Source organism: Pseudomonas sp. SMV71 (genome assembly GCF_052042015.1).
Lineage (GTDB): Bacteria > Pseudomonadota > Gammaproteobacteria > Pseudomonadales > Pseudomonadaceae > Aquipseudomonas.
Genome location: NZ_JBKGGU010000010.1, coordinates 83,006 through 100,488, shown reverse-complemented (window position 1 = coordinate 100,488; position 17,483 = coordinate 83,006). Strand labels below are relative to the sequence as shown.

At 60.1% G+C, this 17,483-nt stretch carries 24 protein-coding genes and 1 pseudogene; 22 read left to right on the top strand and 3 right to left on the bottom strand.

The window, feature by feature from the left end; genetic code table 11:
• Nucleotides 1-12: 12 nt before the first annotated feature.
• Nucleotides 13-1,038: a phage portal protein gene (locus tag ACLEJQ_RS12420; RefSeq protein ID WP_440795314.1), complete on the bottom strand. Its 1,026-nt coding sequence runs from the start codon at nt 1,036-1,038 to the stop codon at nt 13-15.
• A complete protein-coding gene (locus ACLEJQ_RS12415) occupies nt 1,035-2,795 on the bottom strand; it encodes a terminase ATPase subunit family protein (RefSeq protein ID WP_440795312.1) in 1,761 nt (586 codons plus the stop codon). The genes ACLEJQ_RS12420 and ACLEJQ_RS12415 overlap by 4 nt, the downstream gene beginning before the upstream one ends.
• Before the next feature lie 167 nt (nt 2,796-2,962).
• On the opposite strand from ACLEJQ_RS12415, the gene ACLEJQ_RS12410 reads away from it, so the two are divergent.
• From ACLEJQ_RS12410 to ACLEJQ_RS12350, 13 genes and pseudogenes are all read left to right on the top strand, one after another.
• Nucleotides 2,963-3,793, top strand: a complete 831-nt coding sequence (locus tag ACLEJQ_RS12410; protein ID WP_440795310.1) for a GPO family capsid scaffolding protein — start codon at nt 2,963-2,965, stop codon at nt 3,791-3,793.
• A gap of 42 nt (nt 3,794-3,835) precedes the next feature.
• On the top strand, nt 3,836-4,843 hold the full coding sequence (locus ACLEJQ_RS12405; RefSeq protein WP_440795308.1) for a phage major capsid protein, P2 family: 1,008 nt from the start codon (nt 3,836-3,838) through the stop codon (nt 4,841-4,843).
• 10 nt (nt 4,844-4,853) lie between these two features.
• Nucleotides 4,854-5,552 carry a terminase endonuclease subunit gene (locus ACLEJQ_RS12400; RefSeq protein WP_024778260.1) on the top strand — a complete coding sequence of 233 codons (699 nt, stop codon included), beginning with the start codon at nt 4,854-4,856 and terminating at the stop codon, nt 5,550-5,552.
• Between the two features lie 104 nt (nt 5,553-5,656).
• Nucleotides 5,657-6,118 carry a head completion/stabilization protein gene (locus ACLEJQ_RS12395; RefSeq protein WP_440795306.1) on the top strand — a complete coding sequence of 154 codons (462 nt, stop codon included), beginning with the start codon at nt 5,657-5,659 and terminating at the stop codon, nt 6,116-6,118.
• A complete protein-coding gene (locus ACLEJQ_RS12390; RefSeq protein ID WP_440795304.1) occupies nt 6,118-6,330 on the top strand; it encodes a tail protein X in 213 nt (70 codons plus the stop codon). Before ACLEJQ_RS12395 ends, ACLEJQ_RS12390 begins: the two co-directional genes overlap by 1 nt.
• Nucleotides 6,331-6,375: 45 nt before the next feature.
• Complete coding sequence (locus ACLEJQ_RS12385; protein ID WP_003183304.1) at nt 6,376-6,699, top strand: phage holin, lambda family; 324 nt, start codon at nt 6,376-6,378, stop codon at nt 6,697-6,699.
• Nucleotides 6,696-7,538: an N-acetylmuramidase domain-containing protein gene (locus ACLEJQ_RS12380; protein WP_440795302.1), complete on the top strand. Its 843-nt coding sequence runs from the start codon at nt 6,696-6,698 to the stop codon at nt 7,536-7,538. Before ACLEJQ_RS12385 ends, ACLEJQ_RS12380 begins: the two co-directional genes overlap by 4 nt.
• On the top strand, nt 7,535-8,017 hold the full coding sequence (locus ACLEJQ_RS12375) for a hypothetical protein (protein WP_440795300.1): 483 nt from the start codon (nt 7,535-7,537) through the stop codon (nt 8,015-8,017). Before ACLEJQ_RS12380 ends, ACLEJQ_RS12375 begins: the two co-directional genes overlap by 4 nt.
• Nucleotides 8,014-8,220: a hypothetical protein gene (locus tag ACLEJQ_RS12370; protein ID WP_092166525.1), complete on the top strand. Its 207-nt coding sequence runs from the start codon at nt 8,014-8,016 to the stop codon at nt 8,218-8,220. Before ACLEJQ_RS12375 ends, ACLEJQ_RS12370 begins: the two co-directional genes overlap by 4 nt.
• Nucleotides 8,217-8,660: an Rz-like lysis system protein LysB gene (lysB, locus tag ACLEJQ_RS12365; protein ID WP_440795298.1), complete on the top strand. Its 444-nt coding sequence runs from the start codon at nt 8,217-8,219 to the stop codon at nt 8,658-8,660. Before ACLEJQ_RS12370 ends, lysB begins: the two co-directional genes overlap by 4 nt.
• Nucleotides 8,572-8,760, top strand: a pseudogene (gene lysC / locus ACLEJQ_RS12360) (Rz1-like lysis system protein LysC); the annotation flags it as partial. The gene lysB and the pseudogene lysC, both read left to right, overlap by 89 nt.
• Complete coding sequence (locus tag ACLEJQ_RS12355) at nt 8,757-9,233, top strand: phage tail protein (RefSeq protein ID WP_440795296.1); 477 nt, start codon at nt 8,757-8,759, stop codon at nt 9,231-9,233. The pseudogene lysC and the gene ACLEJQ_RS12355, both read left to right, overlap by 4 nt.
• Entirely contained in the window at nt 9,230-9,694 is a 465-nt protein-coding gene (locus ACLEJQ_RS12350) for a phage virion morphogenesis protein (protein WP_440795294.1), read from the top strand. Before ACLEJQ_RS12355 ends, ACLEJQ_RS12350 begins: the two co-directional genes overlap by 4 nt.
• Before the next feature lies 1 nt (nt 9,695).
• On the opposite strand, the gene ACLEJQ_RS12345 is transcribed toward ACLEJQ_RS12350, so the two are convergent.
• Nucleotides 9,696-10,259 (bottom strand): hypothetical protein, encoded by a 564-nt coding sequence (locus ACLEJQ_RS12345; protein ID WP_440795292.1) that lies wholly within the window; start codon nt 10,257-10,259, stop codon nt 9,696-9,698.
• A 135-nt stretch (nt 10,260-10,394) separates the two neighbouring features.
• Between ACLEJQ_RS12345 and ACLEJQ_RS12340 the strand changes: the two genes are divergently transcribed.
• From ACLEJQ_RS12340 to ACLEJQ_RS12300, 9 genes are all read left to right on the top strand, one after another.
• Nucleotides 10,395-10,967 (top strand): phage baseplate assembly protein V, encoded by a 573-nt coding sequence (locus ACLEJQ_RS12340; protein WP_440795538.1) that lies wholly within the window; start codon nt 10,395-10,397, stop codon nt 10,965-10,967.
• Entirely contained in the window at nt 10,964-11,308 is a 345-nt protein-coding gene (locus ACLEJQ_RS12335; protein WP_440795290.1) for a GPW/gp25 family protein, read from the top strand. The genes ACLEJQ_RS12340 and ACLEJQ_RS12335 overlap by 4 nt, the downstream gene beginning before the upstream one ends.
• Nucleotides 11,305-12,216 carry a baseplate J/gp47 family protein gene (locus tag ACLEJQ_RS12330; protein WP_440795288.1) on the top strand — a complete coding sequence of 304 codons (912 nt, stop codon included), beginning with the start codon at nt 11,305-11,307 and terminating at the stop codon, nt 12,214-12,216. The genes ACLEJQ_RS12335 and ACLEJQ_RS12330 overlap by 4 nt, the downstream gene beginning before the upstream one ends.
• The gene (locus tag ACLEJQ_RS12325) at nt 12,216-12,833 is read left to right on the top strand and encodes a phage tail protein I (RefSeq protein ID WP_440795536.1); all 618 of its coding nucleotides are present in this window, start codon (nt 12,216-12,218) and stop codon (nt 12,831-12,833) included. Before ACLEJQ_RS12330 ends, ACLEJQ_RS12325 begins: the two co-directional genes overlap by 1 nt.
• Nucleotides 12,830-14,800, top strand: coding sequence for a phage tail protein (locus ACLEJQ_RS12320; protein ID WP_440795286.1), 1,971 nt, complete (start codon nt 12,830-12,832; stop codon nt 14,798-14,800). Before ACLEJQ_RS12325 ends, ACLEJQ_RS12320 begins: the two co-directional genes overlap by 4 nt.
• 65 nt (nt 14,801-14,865) lie before the next feature.
• Nucleotides 14,866-15,237: a phage tail assembly chaperone gene (locus ACLEJQ_RS12315; protein ID WP_440795284.1), complete on the top strand. Its 372-nt coding sequence runs from the start codon at nt 14,866-14,868 to the stop codon at nt 15,235-15,237.
• 119 nt (nt 15,238-15,356) lie between these two features.
• Nucleotides 15,357-16,526 (top strand): phage tail sheath protein, encoded by a 1,170-nt coding sequence (locus ACLEJQ_RS12310; protein ID WP_440795282.1) that lies wholly within the window; start codon nt 15,357-15,359, stop codon nt 16,524-16,526.
• A gap of 57 nt (nt 16,527-16,583) precedes the next feature.
• Nucleotides 16,584-17,099, top strand: a complete 516-nt coding sequence (locus tag ACLEJQ_RS12305; RefSeq protein ID WP_440795280.1) for a phage major tail tube protein — start codon at nt 16,584-16,586, stop codon at nt 17,097-17,099.
• A gap of 50 nt (nt 17,100-17,149) precedes the next feature.
• The gene (locus ACLEJQ_RS12300; protein ID WP_440795278.1) at nt 17,150-17,479 is read left to right on the top strand and encodes a phage tail assembly protein; all 330 of its coding nucleotides are present in this window, start codon (nt 17,150-17,152) and stop codon (nt 17,477-17,479) included.
• Nucleotides 17,480-17,483: the final 4 nt, after the last annotated feature.

The window sequence follows — 17,483 nt, the reverse complement described above, 5'->3', positions numbered from 1 at the left end:
TCAGTTAGCCCTCTACTCCGAGGGGGCTAACTGGTATGGATTAAAGCGAATTACCTCTTCCCCAAGCCAATCATTTATTTGCGCCATCCGCGCTTGGATGGGCTCCAATTCGTTGGCTGCATAGATCTGCGTTGCCTCCCTGATCGACCCGAAGCCACCCGCGTTCTGCGGTACGATACCCATCAACTGTGGCGGAATGCGCAGGCTCGCCAGCACATCGTCACGGGTCTGATTCTTGATCGAGTTGAATTCATCCTTAGCCGCCACCTCGCTGACGGGGATGAGTTGAATCCCATCCTTCTTGCCGGTCGGCGAATAGACAAACAGATTCCGAAAATTCCCCGGCCCCTTCGAGTCCTTCAGCGCTTTACGCAACGCATCAATATCCGCCTCAGTCTGCGCCGCGTCGGTCATGTACAGGATGAAACCAGCGTGACTACCGTTCTCGTAATACTTACGCCGAAACAACGTCGCCGACTCATTCAACAAAGCCGACTGCAATGCACTGATCCACTCCGGCAGTCCGTAAATCTCCTGGTGCAAATCCGCCTCGCGCAGATGAAAGATGCTGCCCGGATCAAACGCGTGCTCGTTCTTCCAGCCCTGCACCTGGTAAAACTGCCCCTCTGGCCCAACCCTCATGTACTTCGCCAATGACGGCACCAGTTGTCGCGTACCGCCCAGGACCGAGCGGCGTTTCTCCAGATACGCGTTGCCCAGGCACAGAAAGTCTAGGGCGAACTGCTCGAAAGCCGCCCGGGACAGCATTGGATGGGGGATAAACGTCTTGCTCAACAGGTTGCGCTTGAACATCAACCCCGAATGCAGATGCACGCTCGCTCCTACTGACCGGGCCAGGCCATTGAGCGACAACGGCGGCTCATACCACCGGCCGTTGAACCAGCACTCCAGGTAATCGAACACCTCGCGACCACCCAGCACCGGCGTCGGCTCCCCAAAGCTGAACACCTGTGTACCCGCGTTGGTGGCATCGAGCGTAGCCGGCAGTAGTTCCTGGCTGGCGAGTTGTTCAGTCATGTGAAAATCTCCATTCGCCCGGTATTGGCAGCGGTCTGCCCTTCGAGCGGTTCGTTGTGCAATGCGTGGAAGAGCGCCCAGGCCAGGTCGGCGTGGCCGGTGTTGTCGTTGCGGCCGGCGGTGTAGGTGAACTGGCGCCCGCCGGCGGTGATGGTCTTGCGGATTGCCATGAGCGACTGGGCCATGTCAGTCCAACCGGCGTCGAACTCCAACCGGCCCTTGTGGATCACGTCGTAAGCCTTCAGTACTAGGCGGGTTTTCACCTCCGGCGAGTAGCTGAAGGTGGTGACGGCCGGGAAGAACTGTCGCACCAGCTGGGCCACGCCGCTGCCCAGGCCGGTGACGTCGATGCCGATGTAGGTCACCCAGTAGCGGTCGCACACGCCCTTTATGGCGGCCGCCTGGGCGGCGAAATCCATGCCCCGGAACTGATGACGCTCGAGCACGCGGAATTTCCCGCCTGGCACCAGCGGCGGCGCGACCACTACCAGGCCGGAACAGTCGCCCGTCTCGGCCGGGTCGTAGCCCACCCAGACCTGACGGTCTCCGAACGGGCGCATGGCGAACGGTTTGTAATCCTCAGCCCACTCGACCCAGCTATCGACCATGCAGGACTGCAACACCGACAGCGGAAAGATACTCGCGCCGTCATCGACGAACTCGCACATCAGCAGATTGGCGAATGCCTCGGGGCTGTACTCCCGGCGCAGCTCTTCGATGTCGAACAGATCGCAGCCACCTCGCTCCGCGTCGAGAATGGTGACGATCTGGCGCCACAGCCGGTCCTCACAGAACCGTCCCTGCTGGAGCGCGCCGTGGGTCACATCAACCTTGGTGTGCTGCGCGGCGGGCTTGCCCTTGTTGAAGCGCTCGCCCGTCCAGAAAGTGTACGCCTCATGGGCCATGCTCGACGGGGTCGAGAAATAGGTTTTCCGCCATTTCTTGTGCATCGCCATGCCCGAGGCGACCTTGTTCAACTCCTCGAACTTGAACGTCCAGAAGAACTCGTCGAAGTAGAAATTGCCGTGATAGCCCTGGGCGGTGCGGGCGTTGGTCCCGAGGAAAAACAGCTCGGCGCCGTTGGGCAGCACAATCGGGTCACCGGTCAGCTCGACGCCGATGACTTCCCGGGCGAAGGCCTGGATGTAGCCCCGGAACAGGTAGGCCTGGTTCTTTGATGCCGACAGGAAAATCTGGTTGCGGCCGGTGTCCAGGGCGTCGATGAACGCCTCGCGGGCGAAGTAGTACGTGGCACCGATTTGCCGGCTCTTGAGAATGACGCGGGTGCGTTGGTTGCCGGCCCGATACCAATCTTTCTGGTAATCGAAACAGCCGTCGATGAAGGCCTCGCGCAGCAGCTCGATCTGGTCTTCGCTGATATCGTTCTTCGGGGATTTTTTCTTCGGCCCTTCGTTACGCTTGGCGAGGTTCGGGTTGAGGTCGGTTTCGGTACCGCCGCCCTGGAAGCGCTGAATGCGGGCCTGGCGCTCAAGCTGCCGATGCAGCAGATCGATCTCTTTGAAATCGCCGCCAGTCTTGTTTTCCTTGAGGATCAACTGCACCAAGCGCGCTTCCAGGGCGCCGCCGATGCGCTCGACGTTGTCGGCCCGGTCCCACTCGTCGCGGGCCTTCCAGCTGTGTAGCGTTTTTTCTTTTTCGCCCGTAGCCTCGGCAATCTCGCAGATGCGCCAACCCATCCAGTACAGGAACTTGGATTGGCGTCGCGGATCGATAGGCAGCAGGGTGGTTGTCGTCATGGCCGAGATGCTGCCGCCCACGGCGGCGACTCAATAGCGCCGCCCCTTGTACCCTCCCCGCCTACAGTCCCGTCTCGTTGCCGCCGCTCGCGCCCGTGACGACCATGCCCCTCATTGCAACGCATTGCTCAACCCAGCAGGCGCCACACGCACTGAGGATTCCCGGCATGAAGAAGTTTCGCAGCAACTGGTTCCGCGTCGCCGTCGAGGGCGCTACTTCGGACAAGCGCACCATCAAACGCAGCTGGCTGGAACAGGCCGCCAAGAACTTCAACCCGTCCACCTACGGCGCCCGTATCTGGCTGGAGCACTTCCGCAGTCTGTTGCCCGACAGCCCGTTCAAGGCCTATGGCGACGTGCTGGCAGTGAAAACCGAAGAGGTGGACATCAACGGCCAGAAGAAACTGGCCCTGTTCGCCCAGGTTGAGCCGACCCCAGAGCTGATCGCCATGAACAAGGCGAAACAGAAGATCTACACCTCCATCGAAATCGACGACAGCTTTGCCGACACCGGCGAGGCCTACATCGTCGGCCTGGCTGTCACCGATTCGCCCGCCAGCCTGGGCACCGACGTCCTGGCGTTTTCGGCGCAAAAGCCCGACGCCAGTCCGTTCAAGGACCGGCACTACTCGGCGACCTCAATGTTTACCGAGGCGCTGGAAACTGAGCTGAAGTTCGAGGAAATCGAAGAGAAGCCAAGCATCGGCGCCCAGCTCTTCAGCAAGGTGCAAGCCCTGCTGACCGGCAAACAGGCCAAGGACGACACCGAGTTCGCGCAGATCGGCGAGGCGGTCGAGGCCATCGCCGAACACGTCAAGGATCTGCCCGACCAACTGGCCGCAGAAAAGCAATTTTCCGCGGGGCTGAAAACCCAGCTCGACCAGGTCAGCACGGAACTCACAGAGCTGAAAAACAAGCTCTCCACCACCCAGGACCACAGCCAGAAAACGCGTCCGCCTGTAACCGGCGGCAACGACCTGGTCGTGACCGACTGCTGACAGCAGCCCAACCACAGCCCCGAATCATGAAGGACGATCAAGATGCGTAACGACACCCGAGTATTGTTCAACGCCTACCTGCAACAACTGGCGCAACTGCATGGGGTGACTGACGTCACCACCAAATTCACAGCAGACCCAAGCGTCGCCCAGACCTTGGAAACCCGCATTCAAGAATCCAGCGCGTTCCTCAGCGCCATCAACGTCTACGGCGTATCGGAACAGTCGGGTGAAAAGGTCGGCATCGGTATCGACGGCACCATTGCCAGCACCACCGACACCACTACCAAAGACCGCGAGCCCCGCGACCCGAGCGGTCTGGACGACCGTGGGTACACCTGCACCCAAACCAACTTCGATACCAGCCTGCGCTACCAGAAGCTGGACCAGTGGGCCAAGTTCAAGGACTTTCAAGCACGCATCCGCGACGCCATCATCAAAGCCCAGGCGCTCAACCGGATCATGATTGGCTGGAACGGCATCAGCCGCGCCGCGACATCCAATCCGGCAACCAACCCGCTGTTGCAGGACGTCAACATCGGCTGGCTTCAAAAGATGCGCCTGGAAAACCCTGCCCGGGTTTTGGATGAGGTGGCGGCCGGCAGCGGAAAAATCGAAATCGGTGCCGGCAAGGACTTTGAAAACATCGACGCCCTGGTCGTCAGCATGGTCAATGAGTTCATCGAGCCTTGGTATCAGGAGGACACCGAACTGGTGGTCATCTGCGGTCGCCAACTGCTGGCCGACAAGTACTTCCCGATCATCAACAAGACCCAGGCACCGACCGAAATGCTGGCGGCCGACATCGTCACCAGTCAAAAACGGCTCGGAAACCTGCCAGCGGTGCGCGTGCCCCATTTCCCGGCCAACGGCTTGCTGGTCACCCGCCTGGACAACCTATCGCTTTACTGGCAGGAAGGCACCCGCCGCCGCACCGTCGTGGACAACGCCAAGCGCGACCGCATCGAGAACTACGAGTCGGTGAACGAAAGCTACGTCATCGAAGACCTGGGCTGCGCGGCCATGGCCGAAAACATCACCCTGAATTGAGGCGGCCATCATGACCAACCCCTGCCGCCGTCACTTTGAACGGGTCACTGCCGCCATTGAGTCGGCAGCGACCGAGCCCACCCAAACCATGGCGGGCGCTACGGCCTACGAGCACCAGCTCAACCAGTTGCTGCAAGACCGTCTGCGCCTGAAACAGGTCCAGTCCAACCAGGGCAAGGCTGAACTCAAGCGTCAGTTGCTGCCGAGCTATGAATCCTACGTGCAAGGTGTGCTGGAAGGCGGCCAGGGCGCACAGGACGAAGTGCTGACCACCGTCATGGTCTGGCGCTTCGATGCCGGCGACTTCACCGGTGGGCTCGACATCGCGACCTACGTGCTGGAACACAAGATGGTTATGCCCGACCGCTTCGCACGCACCTTGGGTTGCCTGGTCGCCGAGGAAGTCGCCACGGCAGCCTTCAAGGCCCAGAAGGTTGGCGAGCCGTTCGACCTGGCGATCCTGCATCGCACCGCCGAACTCACCGACGCCGAAGACATGCCCGACCAGGCCCGCGCCAAGCTGTTTCTCGCCATGGGCCGCGCCACGCTGGAAGGCATCACCGAAGAGGCCCCGGGCCAACCCGGCAAGCTCCAGGCCGGTGTGGATCTGCTGAAAAAAGCCATCGCCCTGCACGATGCCTGCGGTGGCAAGAAAGATCTGGAGCGGGCAGAACGCCTGCTCAACAAGCTTGCCGGCCCTGCCGGCTAACCGAGCGTCCCCACGCACCCCGCCGGCTCGGGGCGGATCGGCCAGGCCGCTCCTCCTGAACGTGAAGCCCCGACCACCGGCGACCTATTTTTGAGTGCTGTTCCATGAGCGGATTCGTAGCCGGCGGCACAGTCGCCAGCGGCCATATCAACACCGACGCCTTCTGGCCCTCCATCGATCTGGATCAATTGCGCGCCACGCTGAGGATCGACGCGAGCGTCACCGCGCCACGCCTGGAAACCGCCGCTGTGGCCGCCGCCATCAGCGTCAACCGTGAGCTGAGCGAATGGCGAGCCAGGCAGGAAGCCGCAGGCCATGCCGAACTGGCAGATGTTCCTGGTGACAAGATCAACGACGTATCGGTACTGGAGCACCTCTACCGCCGCGCCATCGAAGCCGCCACCGGTGCCGAAGTGTGCGAGCGCTACCGCTCCTACGACACCACAAACAGCGGCAACCAGAACGCCGAAGAACTCACGCCAAACATCGACGATTACCGCCGCGACCTGCGCTGGGCCGTGCGTGACTTCCTCGGCATCAACCGCACTACCGTGGAGCTGATCTGATGCCCATCACCGTCCGCGCTTTTCAAAACGACACCGTTGACGCTCTGTGCTGGCGTCACTACGGCCGCACCGCCGGCGTAACCGAAGCGGTACTCGAAGCCAACCCCGGCCTGGCCGACTACGGACCGATCCTGCCCCAAGGCCTGGCTGTGCAAATGCCCGAAGCCCAGACGGCCGCCCCACAGCGGCAGATGGTGAACCTATGGGACTGATCAACCTGCAGCGAGCCCACGAACCTACCCATCCTGGATCACGGAATGAAGCGCATGCCTGAACGTCCCGACACCTGGGCTTGGCTCGCCGCCTGGCTCGAACAGAACTGGCCGGCCCTATACGCGGGAATCCTGGCCCTGACCATCGCCGCCCTACGGATCATGTACGGCGGCGGAACCCTGCGCCGGATGGCAGTTGAGGCCCCGCTTTGCGGTGCCCTGGCACTGGCCGCCAGCCATGGTCTGGCGCTGCTCGGTATCCCCGCTTCCACCGCGCCGTTCTTCGGTGGAGTGATCGGTTTACTCGGCGTCGAGGGGACTCGCGCCGCTGCCAAGAAATTTTTCACTCGCAAGGTAGAACAGCTATGACGACGCTCCGCCACGGCGACCGCTCGCAAGCGGTGCGCATCCTACAAAAGAACCTGAACGACCACGGCGCAAGGCTGGTGGTGGACGGCGACTACGGTGACTCCACCGAAGCCTCCGTGCGGGCGTATCAGCTGAAAGTCGGCTTGGTCGCCGATGGCGTTGTCGGCGAAAAGACCCAGACCAGCCTGGGTGGCGGTGACTGCCAGCTCCTGCTGAAAAACGAGGACCTGGTACAGGCCGCGCAGGTCCTCGACGTACCGTTGGCGAGCGTCTATGCCGTCAACGAGGTGGAATCGAAGGGAAAGGGTTTCCTGTCCAACGGTAAGCCAGTGATTCTGTTCGAACGACACATCATGTACCGCCAGCTTGCCACACCACGCCACGACGGCGACAACCCCGACGAACTCAAGCGCCACGCCGACCAACTGGCCGCAGCCAATCCGGCAATCGTCAATCCGAAGTCCGGCGGCTATGCCGGCGGTACTGCTGAACACCAACGCCTGAACCATGCGCGTCTGATCGATGACACTGCCGCGCTGGAATCTGCTTCATGGGGTGCGTTCCAGATCATGGGCTTTCACTGGCAGCGCCTGGGCTATGTCAGTGTGCAAGCGTTTGTCGAAGACATGAGCGCAGGCGAGTCTCAGCAGCTCGCCGCCTTCGTGCGCTTCATCAAGACCGACCCGGTACTGCATAAGGCGTTGAAAGGCCGTAAATGGGCCGAATTCGCCAAGCTCTACAACGGCCCGGACTATCAGCGGAACCTGTACGACATCAAGCTCCAACGCGCCTATGAGCGGCACGCTGAGTGCGGCTGCGGCCAAGGGGTAGCGGCATGACCCCCCCTCAAATCGCTTACCTTGAAATCAGTCCGAGACTAACCGGAAAAACCGAACGGCTGATTCAACTTGCCCAACCCTACCTTGTTACGGGTAGGAAGGTTTGCTTCGTTACCTTGAAAGGGCTGGTCGAAGATCTGCGCCGCCGCTTGCCTGGCGCTGTGATTCTGGAAGACGGCGAAGACGTGCTATTCGGCGAAGACTTTGCAAATGCTGTTTGGTTTTACGACGAATTCGATTGGCTCAATTCGACCAGAATCCGGGCGGACGCCTTTTACGCAACCACACCGAGATTCCAACGGACGGCGGGCGTTCATACCTCAGAAAACGATCTGCTATTACGCCTGATCGAAGCCAATAACCGGTACTTCTGCCGTTACACCTGGCAGATCCATATGTCCGACATTCTCGAAGAGGCCCGTGCTTCGCACAGCCCAGAAGAATTCCGGCTGCTCTACCTTGGAGAACTCCTAAAATGATCGACCTTGAACGCGTGCAACAGTTGAACGTGAAGGACGGCGATCTGCTGGTGGTGCCCGAAAGTACCGAACAAGCCGATATGGAGCTGCTGTGCGAAGCACTGGCCTACGTGACACCAGGTTGCCGGGTAGTCGTCGTGCGAGGTCCCGTGGAGCTGATGGACGTAGGCGACATGAACAAACTGGGTTGGTATCGCGCATGAGTACCCTGCGCCAGGCGCTGTACGGCATCGCCCTGCTGGGCGCCCTGGCGCTGCTCATCTGGGGCCAAGAGCAACGCATCACCGTGGCAGAGAAGGATACCGAACTCGCGGGGAAGGACACCAAAATCGCCCGAGATGAAGCTGACAGGCTTCGCGCCAATCTCAGCACCCTGCAAAATACCCTGAACGACGAACGCATCGCCCAGGCTGCCCTGCGAACCCAGCAGGATCAGCTGCGCCAGGGCCTGGCAAAGCGCGAACAAACCATCGAGGCGCTGAAACGTGAAAACGAAGACCTTCGCAACTGGGCTGACCAGCCTTTGCCTGAGCTTGCTCGCCGGCTGCGCGAGCGCCCCACCCTCACCGGCGCCGACGCTTATCGTCAGTGGCTGTCCGGCCGTGGTGCCCTGCACCCTGCCGGCAACGGGCCCGCTCAATAACGGCGATCAACTCACCGACCAGGACCGCGTCGAAGCCGCGTGGGCTGAATGTGCAGGTCAGGTGGATATGGTTTACAAGCACCAGCAGGCCCAACCATGAACAAGCCCGACAGCCTCAAGGCTCACTTGCTCGCCACCGTGACCGAACTCAAGCACAACCCCGACCGGCTGTTGATCTTCATCGACAACGGCAAAATCCGCTGCACCGCGGCTGCCTCGCTGTCGTTCGAATACAGCTTTGATTTACAGGTCATCCTCACCGACTACGCAGGTCATCCGGACAGCGTCATGTTGCCGTTGCTGGGGTGGCTGAGCGTGAACCAGTCCGAACTGCTGGAGAACCTGAACAAGTCCGCCGAGGGCATCCAGTTCGAGGCCGACATCTTGGACAACAGCAAGGTGGACTTGAGCCTCACACTGCCCCTGACCGAGCGTGTGGTTGTGGGGAAAGACGCCGACGGCAATACCACCGTCCACCACCCAGGCGAACCTAAGCGCGTAGCCGCGTTCCTCGATCCGGCGTGGATACCTGGCGCCCAAGGCTCCGGCAGTGAATGGGTCGTGCCGAAATGACCAACCGTTTGGAAACGCTGGAGGATTGGGCGGCCGGCCTGCTGGGACAACTGGAACCGGCATCGCGCAACAAACTGGCTCGTAGCATCGGCCAGGCCCTGCGGCGCAGCCAGCAACAGCGGATCATCGCCCAGCGCAACCCAGACGGGAGCAAGTACGCGCCGCGTAAGCAGCGCAACCTGCGTGGGAAGCAAGGGAGAGTGAAACGAAAGGGACAGATGTTTCAGAAGCTGCGCACGGCGAAATTTTTGAAGGTTCAGGGCGACGGCAGTGCCATCTCTATCGGCTTTACCGGGCGAGTTGCCCGGATTGCCAGAGTGCACCAATTTGGATTGAAAGACCGTGCTGAGCGGGGAACATCCGAAGTGAAATATGACCAGCGTGAAGTGCTCGGTTTTACAGAAGCGGACCTCGACTTGATCCGCGACAGTCTTTTAATTGCGTTCACTAGCAATCAATAAATCATGCTGCTCGTGCAGCTTCGCTGATTACTCGCTTAAGCTCATCGCAGGCTTCACCAAACGCCATTTGTGCATCGGCAGCTGGGCGCTTGAATACGTCTCCGGCACGACCTTGTTTATAAGCGGACTTATGAGCGGCATTTACCTTATTGATAGCTTCACGTGCTTCCATTACTTTCTCATAAGCAGGTCCTAACTGAGCACCATAAATATCGATGATCATTTCAATCCGGCTGAAATCGAAGCCGCCTAAGTCTTTGGTGCTGGTTCTATCAAGGTATTCGTTGTAATCAATATGTCCATCCATGACTAAATTCAGATTCATGTATTGGCTGAAGAAAAGGTTTCCCCAATGACATACGAGAATGTACAGCTCCTCTAAGCGTTCTTTTTTTATTTTTTGACTGCTAAGACGCTCTTCATGTGCCAATTGCTGCATTTGCCTTTTCGCATTTGCATTGTTTGTAAGCCAGACACCAAACGTTGTCAGCAGAGATCCAAAAATTACGCCTGAAAGACCAACAAATGATTCTGATGAAGCTTTCGCCACCAATTCTGTAAGCACAACACTGGCTCCTGCCCTAACGGAAAAGCTGGAAAGTACGCCCTCCATGACTCCCTGTCTATTGGGGTTTGTAGCTTAAATGCCTACAACCTTAGGTTGCTGTGCACGCGTGCGCGGGACGCGAACATGGGCGCCATGAACGACTTAGCCACCCTCGCCCGCCTGATCGAAAACCTCATCCGCTTCGGCACTATCGCTGCCGTCCAGATGCAGCCCCCGCGTGTGCAGGTAAAAACCGGAACCCTGACTACAGCCTGGCTGCCGTGGATCACCCTGCGAGCCGGCGCCGACCGGGAGTGGAACCCGCCAACCGTTAATGAGCAAGTTCTGCTGTTCAGCCCTTCGGGCCAGCTCGGCAACGGCGTCGCCTTGACCGGCCTCTTCAGCGACCAAATCCCCGCCAACGGCGACCGCGAAGGCTTACACCGCGTCACCTACCGCGACGGCACGGTGATCGAGTACGACAGCATCGCTCACCATCTCAACGCCACGCTCATCGATGGCGGCACCACCAACCTCATCAGCACCGGCGGCATCAACATCGTCGGCAACATCACGCACTTGGGCGATTACACCCAGACCGGCAACCAGAACGTCACCGGCAAAGTCACCGTGTCAGAGGATGTGGTGGCCGCCGGCATCAGCCTGGTGAAACACCTGCACGGCGACGTAATGCCTGGCAGCGGCAAGACGGGGAAACCGGAATGAACCGACACACCGGCGCCGCCATCACCACTGTGGAAAGCATCGCCCAGTCCATGAGCGACATCCTCAGTACGCGCCTCGGTACCCGGGTAATGCGTAGAGAATACGGCAGCCTGTTGCCCGAGCTGGTGGACCATCCGTTCAACGACATCACCCGCTTGCAGGTGTACGCGGCCACCGTCATGGCGCTGATGCGTTGGGAGCCGCGTATCAGCTTGAGCCGAGTGCAGTTTCTGGGCGCCACGCTGCAAGGCCAATCCTCGCTGGACATTGAAGGCAGCATCGTCGATAGCAACGAGCCGCTGAGCCTGAGCGTGCCTCTGAACTTGGGGGGCAGCGCATGAACTCATTCGTCGCGATTGACCTGGGCCAGCTCCCCGCGCCCGAGGTCGTTGAGCAGATCGATTACGAGCGGATCCTCGCCGAGCGCAAGACGTTTGCAATCAGCCTGTGGCCCGTCGAGGAGCAGGCTGAAATCGCTGCACGGCTTGAGCTGGAGTCTGAACCTTTGACCAAGCTGCTACAGGAAAACGCCTACCGCGAGACGGTCTGGCGGCAGCGCGTCAACGAGGCGTCCGTTGCCAACATGTTGGCCCTGGCAAAGGGCAGTGATCTTGAGAACCTGGCAGGCAACTTCAACGTCAAGCGCCTGGTCATCCAGGCCGCCAAGCCCACGGCCGTGCCGCCGGTACCGTTGCTGATGGAAAGCGACGACAGCCTGCGCGAGCGGGCTCAAATGGCGTGGGAAGGACTGAGCACCGCCGGCCCGCGCAATAGCTACATCTTCCATGCACGGTCTGCTGACGGCCAGGTGGCCGATGCTACTGCGGAGAGCCCCGCCCCGGCCGAGGCGGTGGTGACTGTGCAATCGATCCTGGGTGACGGCACTGCCTCGCCCGCGCTGCTGGCAAAGGTCAATGCCTACCTCAGCGACGACGACCGCCGTCCGGTCGCGGATCGGCTCACCGTGCAAAGCGCGCAGGTCATCAACTACCAGGTCAAGGCCAAGCTGTTTCTCTCAACCTCTGGCCCTGAAAGCGAGCTGATTCTCGCGGCAGCCAATGCGCAGTTGCTGGCCTTCGTGCGCCAGCGGCGTCGCCTGGGCCTGGAAGTCTCGGAATCGATTATCCACGCCTCGCTGCACGTCGAGGGCGTGCGCAAGGTTGTGCTGGAGAACTGGGCGGACATCGTTGCCACGAAGTACCAGGCCCCGTACTGCACGGCCATCGACTTGGCGCTGGGGGTTGAATGATGGCAGACGCGCCGCTGCTCCCCAGCAATTCGACCCCATTGGAGCGCCAAGCAGCGCGGGCGCTGGCCCAGATCCAGCGTGTGCCGATTCCGTTGCGCACGCTGTACAACCCCGATCTTTGCCCGCTGCCGCTTTTACCCTACCTGGCCTGGGCCTTCTCCGTGGACCGCTGGGACAGCAAATGGACCGAAGCGGCCAAGCGAGCAGCCATCCGCAGCGCGTACTACATCCACTCGCGCAAAGGCACCATCGGCTCCCTGCGCCGCGTTGTTGAACCACTCGGCTACCTGATTGAAATCATCGAGTGGTGGCAGACCGTGCCGGTCGGCCCTCGCGCCACGTTCAAGCTCAAGGTCGGCGTGCTCGACACGGGTATCACCGAGGAGATGTACCAGGAACTCACCTGGCTGATCGACGACGCCAAGCCCCTGACACGCCACCTCACCGGGCTTGCCATCAGCCTGGAAACCACTGGTTCAGTTCAAATCGGCGCCTGCATCACCGAAGGCGACGAGATTGATATCTACCCACCTACACAGCGAGACATCGAGGTCACGGGCTACATCCATCAGGGCGGCCGTGAACACCAGATCGACACCATGGACATCTACCCATGACAGACCAAAACAGCCAGTTCTTCGCCATCCTCACCGCTGTCGGCAAAGCCAAGCAGGCCAACGCGGACGCCCTAGGGATTCCTTGGACGTTCGCGCAAATGGGCGTCGGCGATGCCAATGACACCGACCCGATCCCCAATGAGCAGCAGACACGGCTGATCAACGAGCGCAGGCGCGCCCCGCTGAATCAACTCAGCGTTGATCCTACCAATCCAAATATCATCATCGCCGAGCAGGTCATCCCCGAAAACATCGGTGGGTGGTGGATCCGTGAAGTCGGCCTGTATGACGCCGATGGCGACCTGGTTGCTGTCGCAAATTGTGCGCCAAGTTACAAGCCCTTGCTGACCCAGGGATCAGGCCGAACGCAAGTCGTGCGAATGAATCTGATCGTTAGCAACACGGCTAACGTCGATCTGAAAATCGACCCTTCAGTAGTATTGGCAACTCGCAAGTATGTTGATACCAAGATCCTGGATGAGCTGAGCAAGCTCGATATCAAGCAGTCAGTGCGCGCTGGCACCACGACCAACATCAGCTTGGTCGGCTTGCAGGTGGTGGACGGTGTATCGCTGAATGCCGGTGACCGGGTGCTGGTCAAGAACCAGACGGCCGCCAAGGACAACGGCCCCTATGAGGTCGCCGTTGGGGCCTGGATACGTGCCAAGGACGCCGATAATAACGTGCGAGTGACACCGAATCTGACGGTGGCTGTCGAGGCTGGAGCTACACAGGCCGATACGATTTGGCAGCTGGTAACGGATGGTCCAATAGTCGTGGGCACCACTGCGCTCACGTTCAAAGACATCACCGATGGGCTTGCTCGTTTGATGTCGCCAAGTTTCGCCGGTAATCCCACGGCACCAACCCCTGCAAGGTTTGACAGCAGTAAGTCGCTGGCGACCACTGAGTTTGCCAAGTTACGCGGCGTCGAGTTCTCAGGTTTTACTACCAACAGTGCGAGCCTGGCCCTTTCGTCCGTACACGTCGGAGGCCTTCACAGCTTCTCCGATGCGGCACAACTCACGGCGACCATGCCGCCTACTTCGGGAATTGCGCAAGGAGCTACCATTACGCTGGCCTGCGCTGGCTCGGGAGGGCTGAAAGTTGTCGGCGCTGGCGCTGATGTTATCTACACCTCGACGGGCGTCTCAGGACCAATGGTATTGGCCTTAGGAGATACAGCGGAATTTATCCGCCTGGAAGGTCAGTGGCGGCTGGTGGGCGGTACGGTAGCATTGCGTTACGCAGGAGTGATGGCTGGTCCGAACTTCGTTACTCCGCCCCAGTTCGATAACAGCAAAGCGCTGGCTACTACCGAGTTCGTAAAACGAATGGGCGTCGAGTGGGCGAATTTCAATGCAATCTCCGCCAGCACAGTGCTGGGTGTTGGAAGCGTCGGTGGCGCCGTCAGCGCGGCCTCTGCCACGCCTATCAGCGTTACCCTCCCGTCTGCTGGTCCAGTGGCGCAGGGTGCAATGATCTTGTTGGCGAGCGCTGGCGCTGGCGCAGTGACGCTGCTTACATCGGGCGCCGATCTCTTAACGAATGCTAGCGGTGTGCCCGTATCTCTTGTTCTGGGGCAGGGGGAAACTGCGCTGCTGAGCAGGGTTTCGAGTGAGTGGCGCCTGATCGGCGGTACTGCTGCGTTGCGGCACTCGGCGATATTCGCATCCTCCCTTGGCGTGACTGGCTGGCGACGTCTTCCATCCGGTGAAATTGAACAGTGGGGGTTATCGGGCGGGTCGGCCCCGAACGTCTCCACGCTGATTACGTTCCCCGTGGCGTTCCCAACAGCTTGCGTCAATGTCCAAATGACCTATGTGGATGCTGGTACACATTTCCCGGCCTCGCGAGGCGCGCCAGTGCAAGTTGGCAGTTATTCGAAGGCACAGTTTTATTATTCGCATTCCGGCACAAGCACAAATTCAGCACCTCAGCATTTTTGGACGGCACGCGGTTATTAGGGGGACATATGTTTTACAGAGCGATAGACGGCGGCTTTTATGAGCCATCGATACACGGCGTCAACATGCCGGAAGATGTCGTAGAGATTTCCGATAGTCTCTATTTTGAACTGCTCAAGGGACAGGAAAAGGGCAAGCAAATCGAGCCAGACAAGCAAGGTTTTCCTAAGTTGGTTGAACCGCCTGAACTCACCGCTGCCCAGTTAGCCGACCAAGAGCGCTCCTGGCGGGACGCTGAATTAGCGGCTACCGATCCGGTAGTGGCGCGCCATCGCGACGAAATGGAAGGTGGTGGTCCAACAACCCTCTCGGGTGAGCAGTACACCGACTTGCAGATGTATCGGCGACTGTTGCGGGAGTGGCCGCAAACGACTCAGTTTCCGTTGAACGAATCACGGCCCGTGGCACCGATCTGGCTGGCTGAATCCAACCATTGAGGTTGAGCGCCATCGCCCAAACCTTGTAGCTTCCTGACCTACAACCCCCCGCGCTCGCCCAACCGGCGCGCGCGCGGCAGCCTGTGCACTGTCATCCCAATCACTGCGCAGGCAAACCCATGGCCGATTATCTTCACGGCGTGCGGGTCATCGAACTCAACGACGGCACCCGCCCCATTCGCACCATCCCCACCGCTGTTATCGGCATGGTCTGCACGGCCGACGACGCTGATGCGACCGCTTTCCCTTTCGACACACCGGTACTGCTGACGAACGTTCAAACCGCCATCGGCAAGGCCGGTACCACGGGCACCCTGGCGAAGAGTCTTCAGGCCATCGCCGACCAGACCAAGCCCTACACCATCGTCGTGCGGGTGAAGGAAGGGGCCACCGAGGCGGAAACCACCAGTGCCCTGATCGGCACCACCACGGCAGAGGGTAAATACACCGGATTGAAAGCCCTTCTCGCCGCCAAGGCTCGCGTTGGCATGGTGCCACGCATCCTGGGTGTGCCAGGTCTCGACAGCCTGCCGGTGGCCACCGCCCTGGTCACCATCGCCCAGCAGTTGCGCGCATTTGCCTACGTCAGCGCCTGGGACTGCAAAACCAAGGAAGAGGTAGTCGCCTACCGTGACAACTTCGGCGCCCGCGAAGCCATGGTCATCTGGCCGGAGTTTCAGAACTGGAGCACCGTCACTAACGCGACCGTCACCACCTCGGCAGTGGCGCGTGCATTGGGTTTGCGTGCCAAGATCGATCAGGAGGTGGGCTGGCACAAGACGCTCTCCAACGTCGCTGTCAACGGCGTGACAGGAATCAGCGCCGATGTGTTTTGGGATCTGCAAAACCCGGCCACGGACGCCAACTACCTCAACAGCAACGAAGTCACCACGCTGATCAATGAGGGCGGCTTCCGCTTCTGGGGCAGTCGCACGACCAGTGAAGATCCTTTGTTCGCCTTTGAGAACTACACCCGTACGGCTCAAATCCTCGCCGACACCATGGCGGAGGCGCACATGTGGGCAGTGGACGTGCCGCTGCACGCCTCCCTGGTTCGCGACCTTATCGAAGGGATCAATGCCAAGTTCCGCGAGATGGTTACGGCGGGCTATCTGATCGGCGGTAAGTGCTGGTACCCAGACGACGCCAACGATAAGGACACGCTCAAGGCCGGCAAGCTGTTCCTGGACTACGACTACACGCCGGTGCCTCCGCTGGAAGACCTCACGTTGCGGCAACGCATCACTGACCGCTACCTGATCGACTTCGCCAGCAAGATCAACAGCTAACCCGGGACTCCCCGCAAGGGGAGCTGACCCCGCGCCTGCGCAACGGAGACACGCACCATGGCTATGCCTCGCAAACTCAAAAACCTCAACCTGTTCAACGACGCCAACAGCTACTTGGGCGTGGTCAAGTCGGTCACCCTGCCCCCGCTGGGCCGCAAAATGGAAGCCTATCGCGGCGGCGGCATGAACGGCCCGGTCAAGGCCGATCTGGGCTTCTCGGATGATGGCATCCAATTCGAATGGAAGACCGGCGGGCTGGATTTGATCGCACTCAAACAGTTCGGCGCCGTCAACGCCTCGGGCGTCGCGTTGCGCTTCACCGGATCGTTTCAGCAGGACGACACAGCCGAGATCAGCGCCGTAGAAGTTGTAATGCGCGGCCGGCACGAAACCATCGAAATGGGCGATGCGCAGCCGGGTGAAGACACCGAGCACAGCATCACCACCACCTGCACCTATTACAAACTGATCGTCGATAACGAAGAGATCATCGAAATCGACCTGCTCAATTTCATCGAAGTCGTCGATGGCGTAGACATGATGGCCGAGCAGCGCCGAGCCCTCGGCATCTGACCAATCTCGCCCTGACCCAGGGCGGTTAACCCTGCAAACTGGAGCAAGTTATGAAACCAGAAGACACCCTCGAAGCGCTGCCCCCGGTTGACGACAACACCGTCAAGCTGGACACCCCGATCACCCGTGGCAAGACCGTCATCGACAGCATCACCCTGCGCAAACCGCAATCCGGCGAGCTGCGCGGTGTGCAGTTGGTCGAGCTGCTGAACATGGACGTAGCCACCCTCATCAAGATCCTGCCGCGTATCAGTAGCCCTGGCATCACGGCGCCCGAAGCCGCCAGCATGGACCCGGCCGACCTGCTCGCCTGTGGTAGCAAGATTTCCGGTTTTTTGTTGCAGAAGTCGGTGAAGACGGACGCGTCCCTCGTTGCGTAGAAGA

Coding starts and splice junctions, on each gene's coding strand:
- ACLEJQ_RS12420 (WP_440795314.1), bottom strand. CDS start 1,038: ATGACTGAACAACTCGCCAGCCAGGAACTACTGCCGGCTACGCTCGAT.
- ACLEJQ_RS12395 (WP_440795306.1), top strand. CDS start 5,657: ATGAGCGGATTCGTAGCCGGCGGCACAGTCGCCAGCGGCCATATCAAC.
- ACLEJQ_RS12340 (WP_440795538.1), top strand. CDS start 10,395: ATGAACGACTTAGCCACCCTCGCCCGCCTGATCGAAAACCTCATCCGC.
- ACLEJQ_RS12370 (WP_092166525.1), top strand. CDS start 8,014: ATGATCGACCTTGAACGCGTGCAACAGTTGAACGTGAAGGACGGCGAT.
- ACLEJQ_RS12305 (WP_440795280.1), top strand. CDS start 16,584: ATGGCTATGCCTCGCAAACTCAAAAACCTCAACCTGTTCAACGACGCC.
- ACLEJQ_RS12380 (WP_440795302.1), top strand. CDS start 6,696: ATGACGACGCTCCGCCACGGCGACCGCTCGCAAGCGGTGCGCATCCTA.
- lysB (WP_440795298.1), top strand. CDS start 8,217: ATGAGTACCCTGCGCCAGGCGCTGTACGGCATCGCCCTGCTGGGCGCC.
- ACLEJQ_RS12375 (WP_440795300.1), top strand. CDS start 7,535: ATGACCCCCCCTCAAATCGCTTACCTTGAAATCAGTCCGAGACTAACC.
- ACLEJQ_RS12385 (WP_003183304.1), top strand. CDS start 6,376: ATGAAGCGCATGCCTGAACGTCCCGACACCTGGGCTTGGCTCGCCGCC.
- ACLEJQ_RS12410 (WP_440795310.1), top strand. CDS start 2,963: ATGAAGAAGTTTCGCAGCAACTGGTTCCGCGTCGCCGTCGAGGGCGCT.
- ACLEJQ_RS12355 (WP_440795296.1), top strand. CDS start 8,757: ATGAACAAGCCCGACAGCCTCAAGGCTCACTTGCTCGCCACCGTGACC.
- ACLEJQ_RS12300 (WP_440795278.1), top strand. CDS start 17,150: ATGAAACCAGAAGACACCCTCGAAGCGCTGCCCCCGGTTGACGACAAC.
- ACLEJQ_RS12315 (WP_440795284.1), top strand. CDS start 14,866: ATGCCGGAAGATGTCGTAGAGATTTCCGATAGTCTCTATTTTGAACTG.
- ACLEJQ_RS12325 (WP_440795536.1), top strand. CDS start 12,216: ATGGCAGACGCGCCGCTGCTCCCCAGCAATTCGACCCCATTGGAGCGC.
- ACLEJQ_RS12390 (WP_440795304.1), top strand. CDS start 6,118: ATGCCCATCACCGTCCGCGCTTTTCAAAACGACACCGTTGACGCTCTG.
- ACLEJQ_RS12405 (WP_440795308.1), top strand. CDS start 3,836: ATGCGTAACGACACCCGAGTATTGTTCAACGCCTACCTGCAACAACTG.
- ACLEJQ_RS12350 (WP_440795294.1), top strand. CDS start 9,230: ATGACCAACCGTTTGGAAACGCTGGAGGATTGGGCGGCCGGCCTGCTG.
- ACLEJQ_RS12330 (WP_440795288.1), top strand. CDS start 11,305: ATGAACTCATTCGTCGCGATTGACCTGGGCCAGCTCCCCGCGCCCGAG.
- ACLEJQ_RS12335 (WP_440795290.1), top strand. CDS start 10,964: ATGAACCGACACACCGGCGCCGCCATCACCACTGTGGAAAGCATCGCC.
- ACLEJQ_RS12310 (WP_440795282.1), top strand. CDS start 15,357: ATGGCCGATTATCTTCACGGCGTGCGGGTCATCGAACTCAACGACGGC.
- ACLEJQ_RS12415 (WP_440795312.1), bottom strand. CDS start 2,795: ATGACGACAACCACCCTGCTGCCTATCGATCCGCGACGCCAATCCAAG.
- ACLEJQ_RS12400 (WP_024778260.1), top strand. CDS start 4,854: ATGACCAACCCCTGCCGCCGTCACTTTGAACGGGTCACTGCCGCCATT.
- ACLEJQ_RS12320 (WP_440795286.1), top strand. CDS start 12,830: ATGACAGACCAAAACAGCCAGTTCTTCGCCATCCTCACCGCTGTCGGC.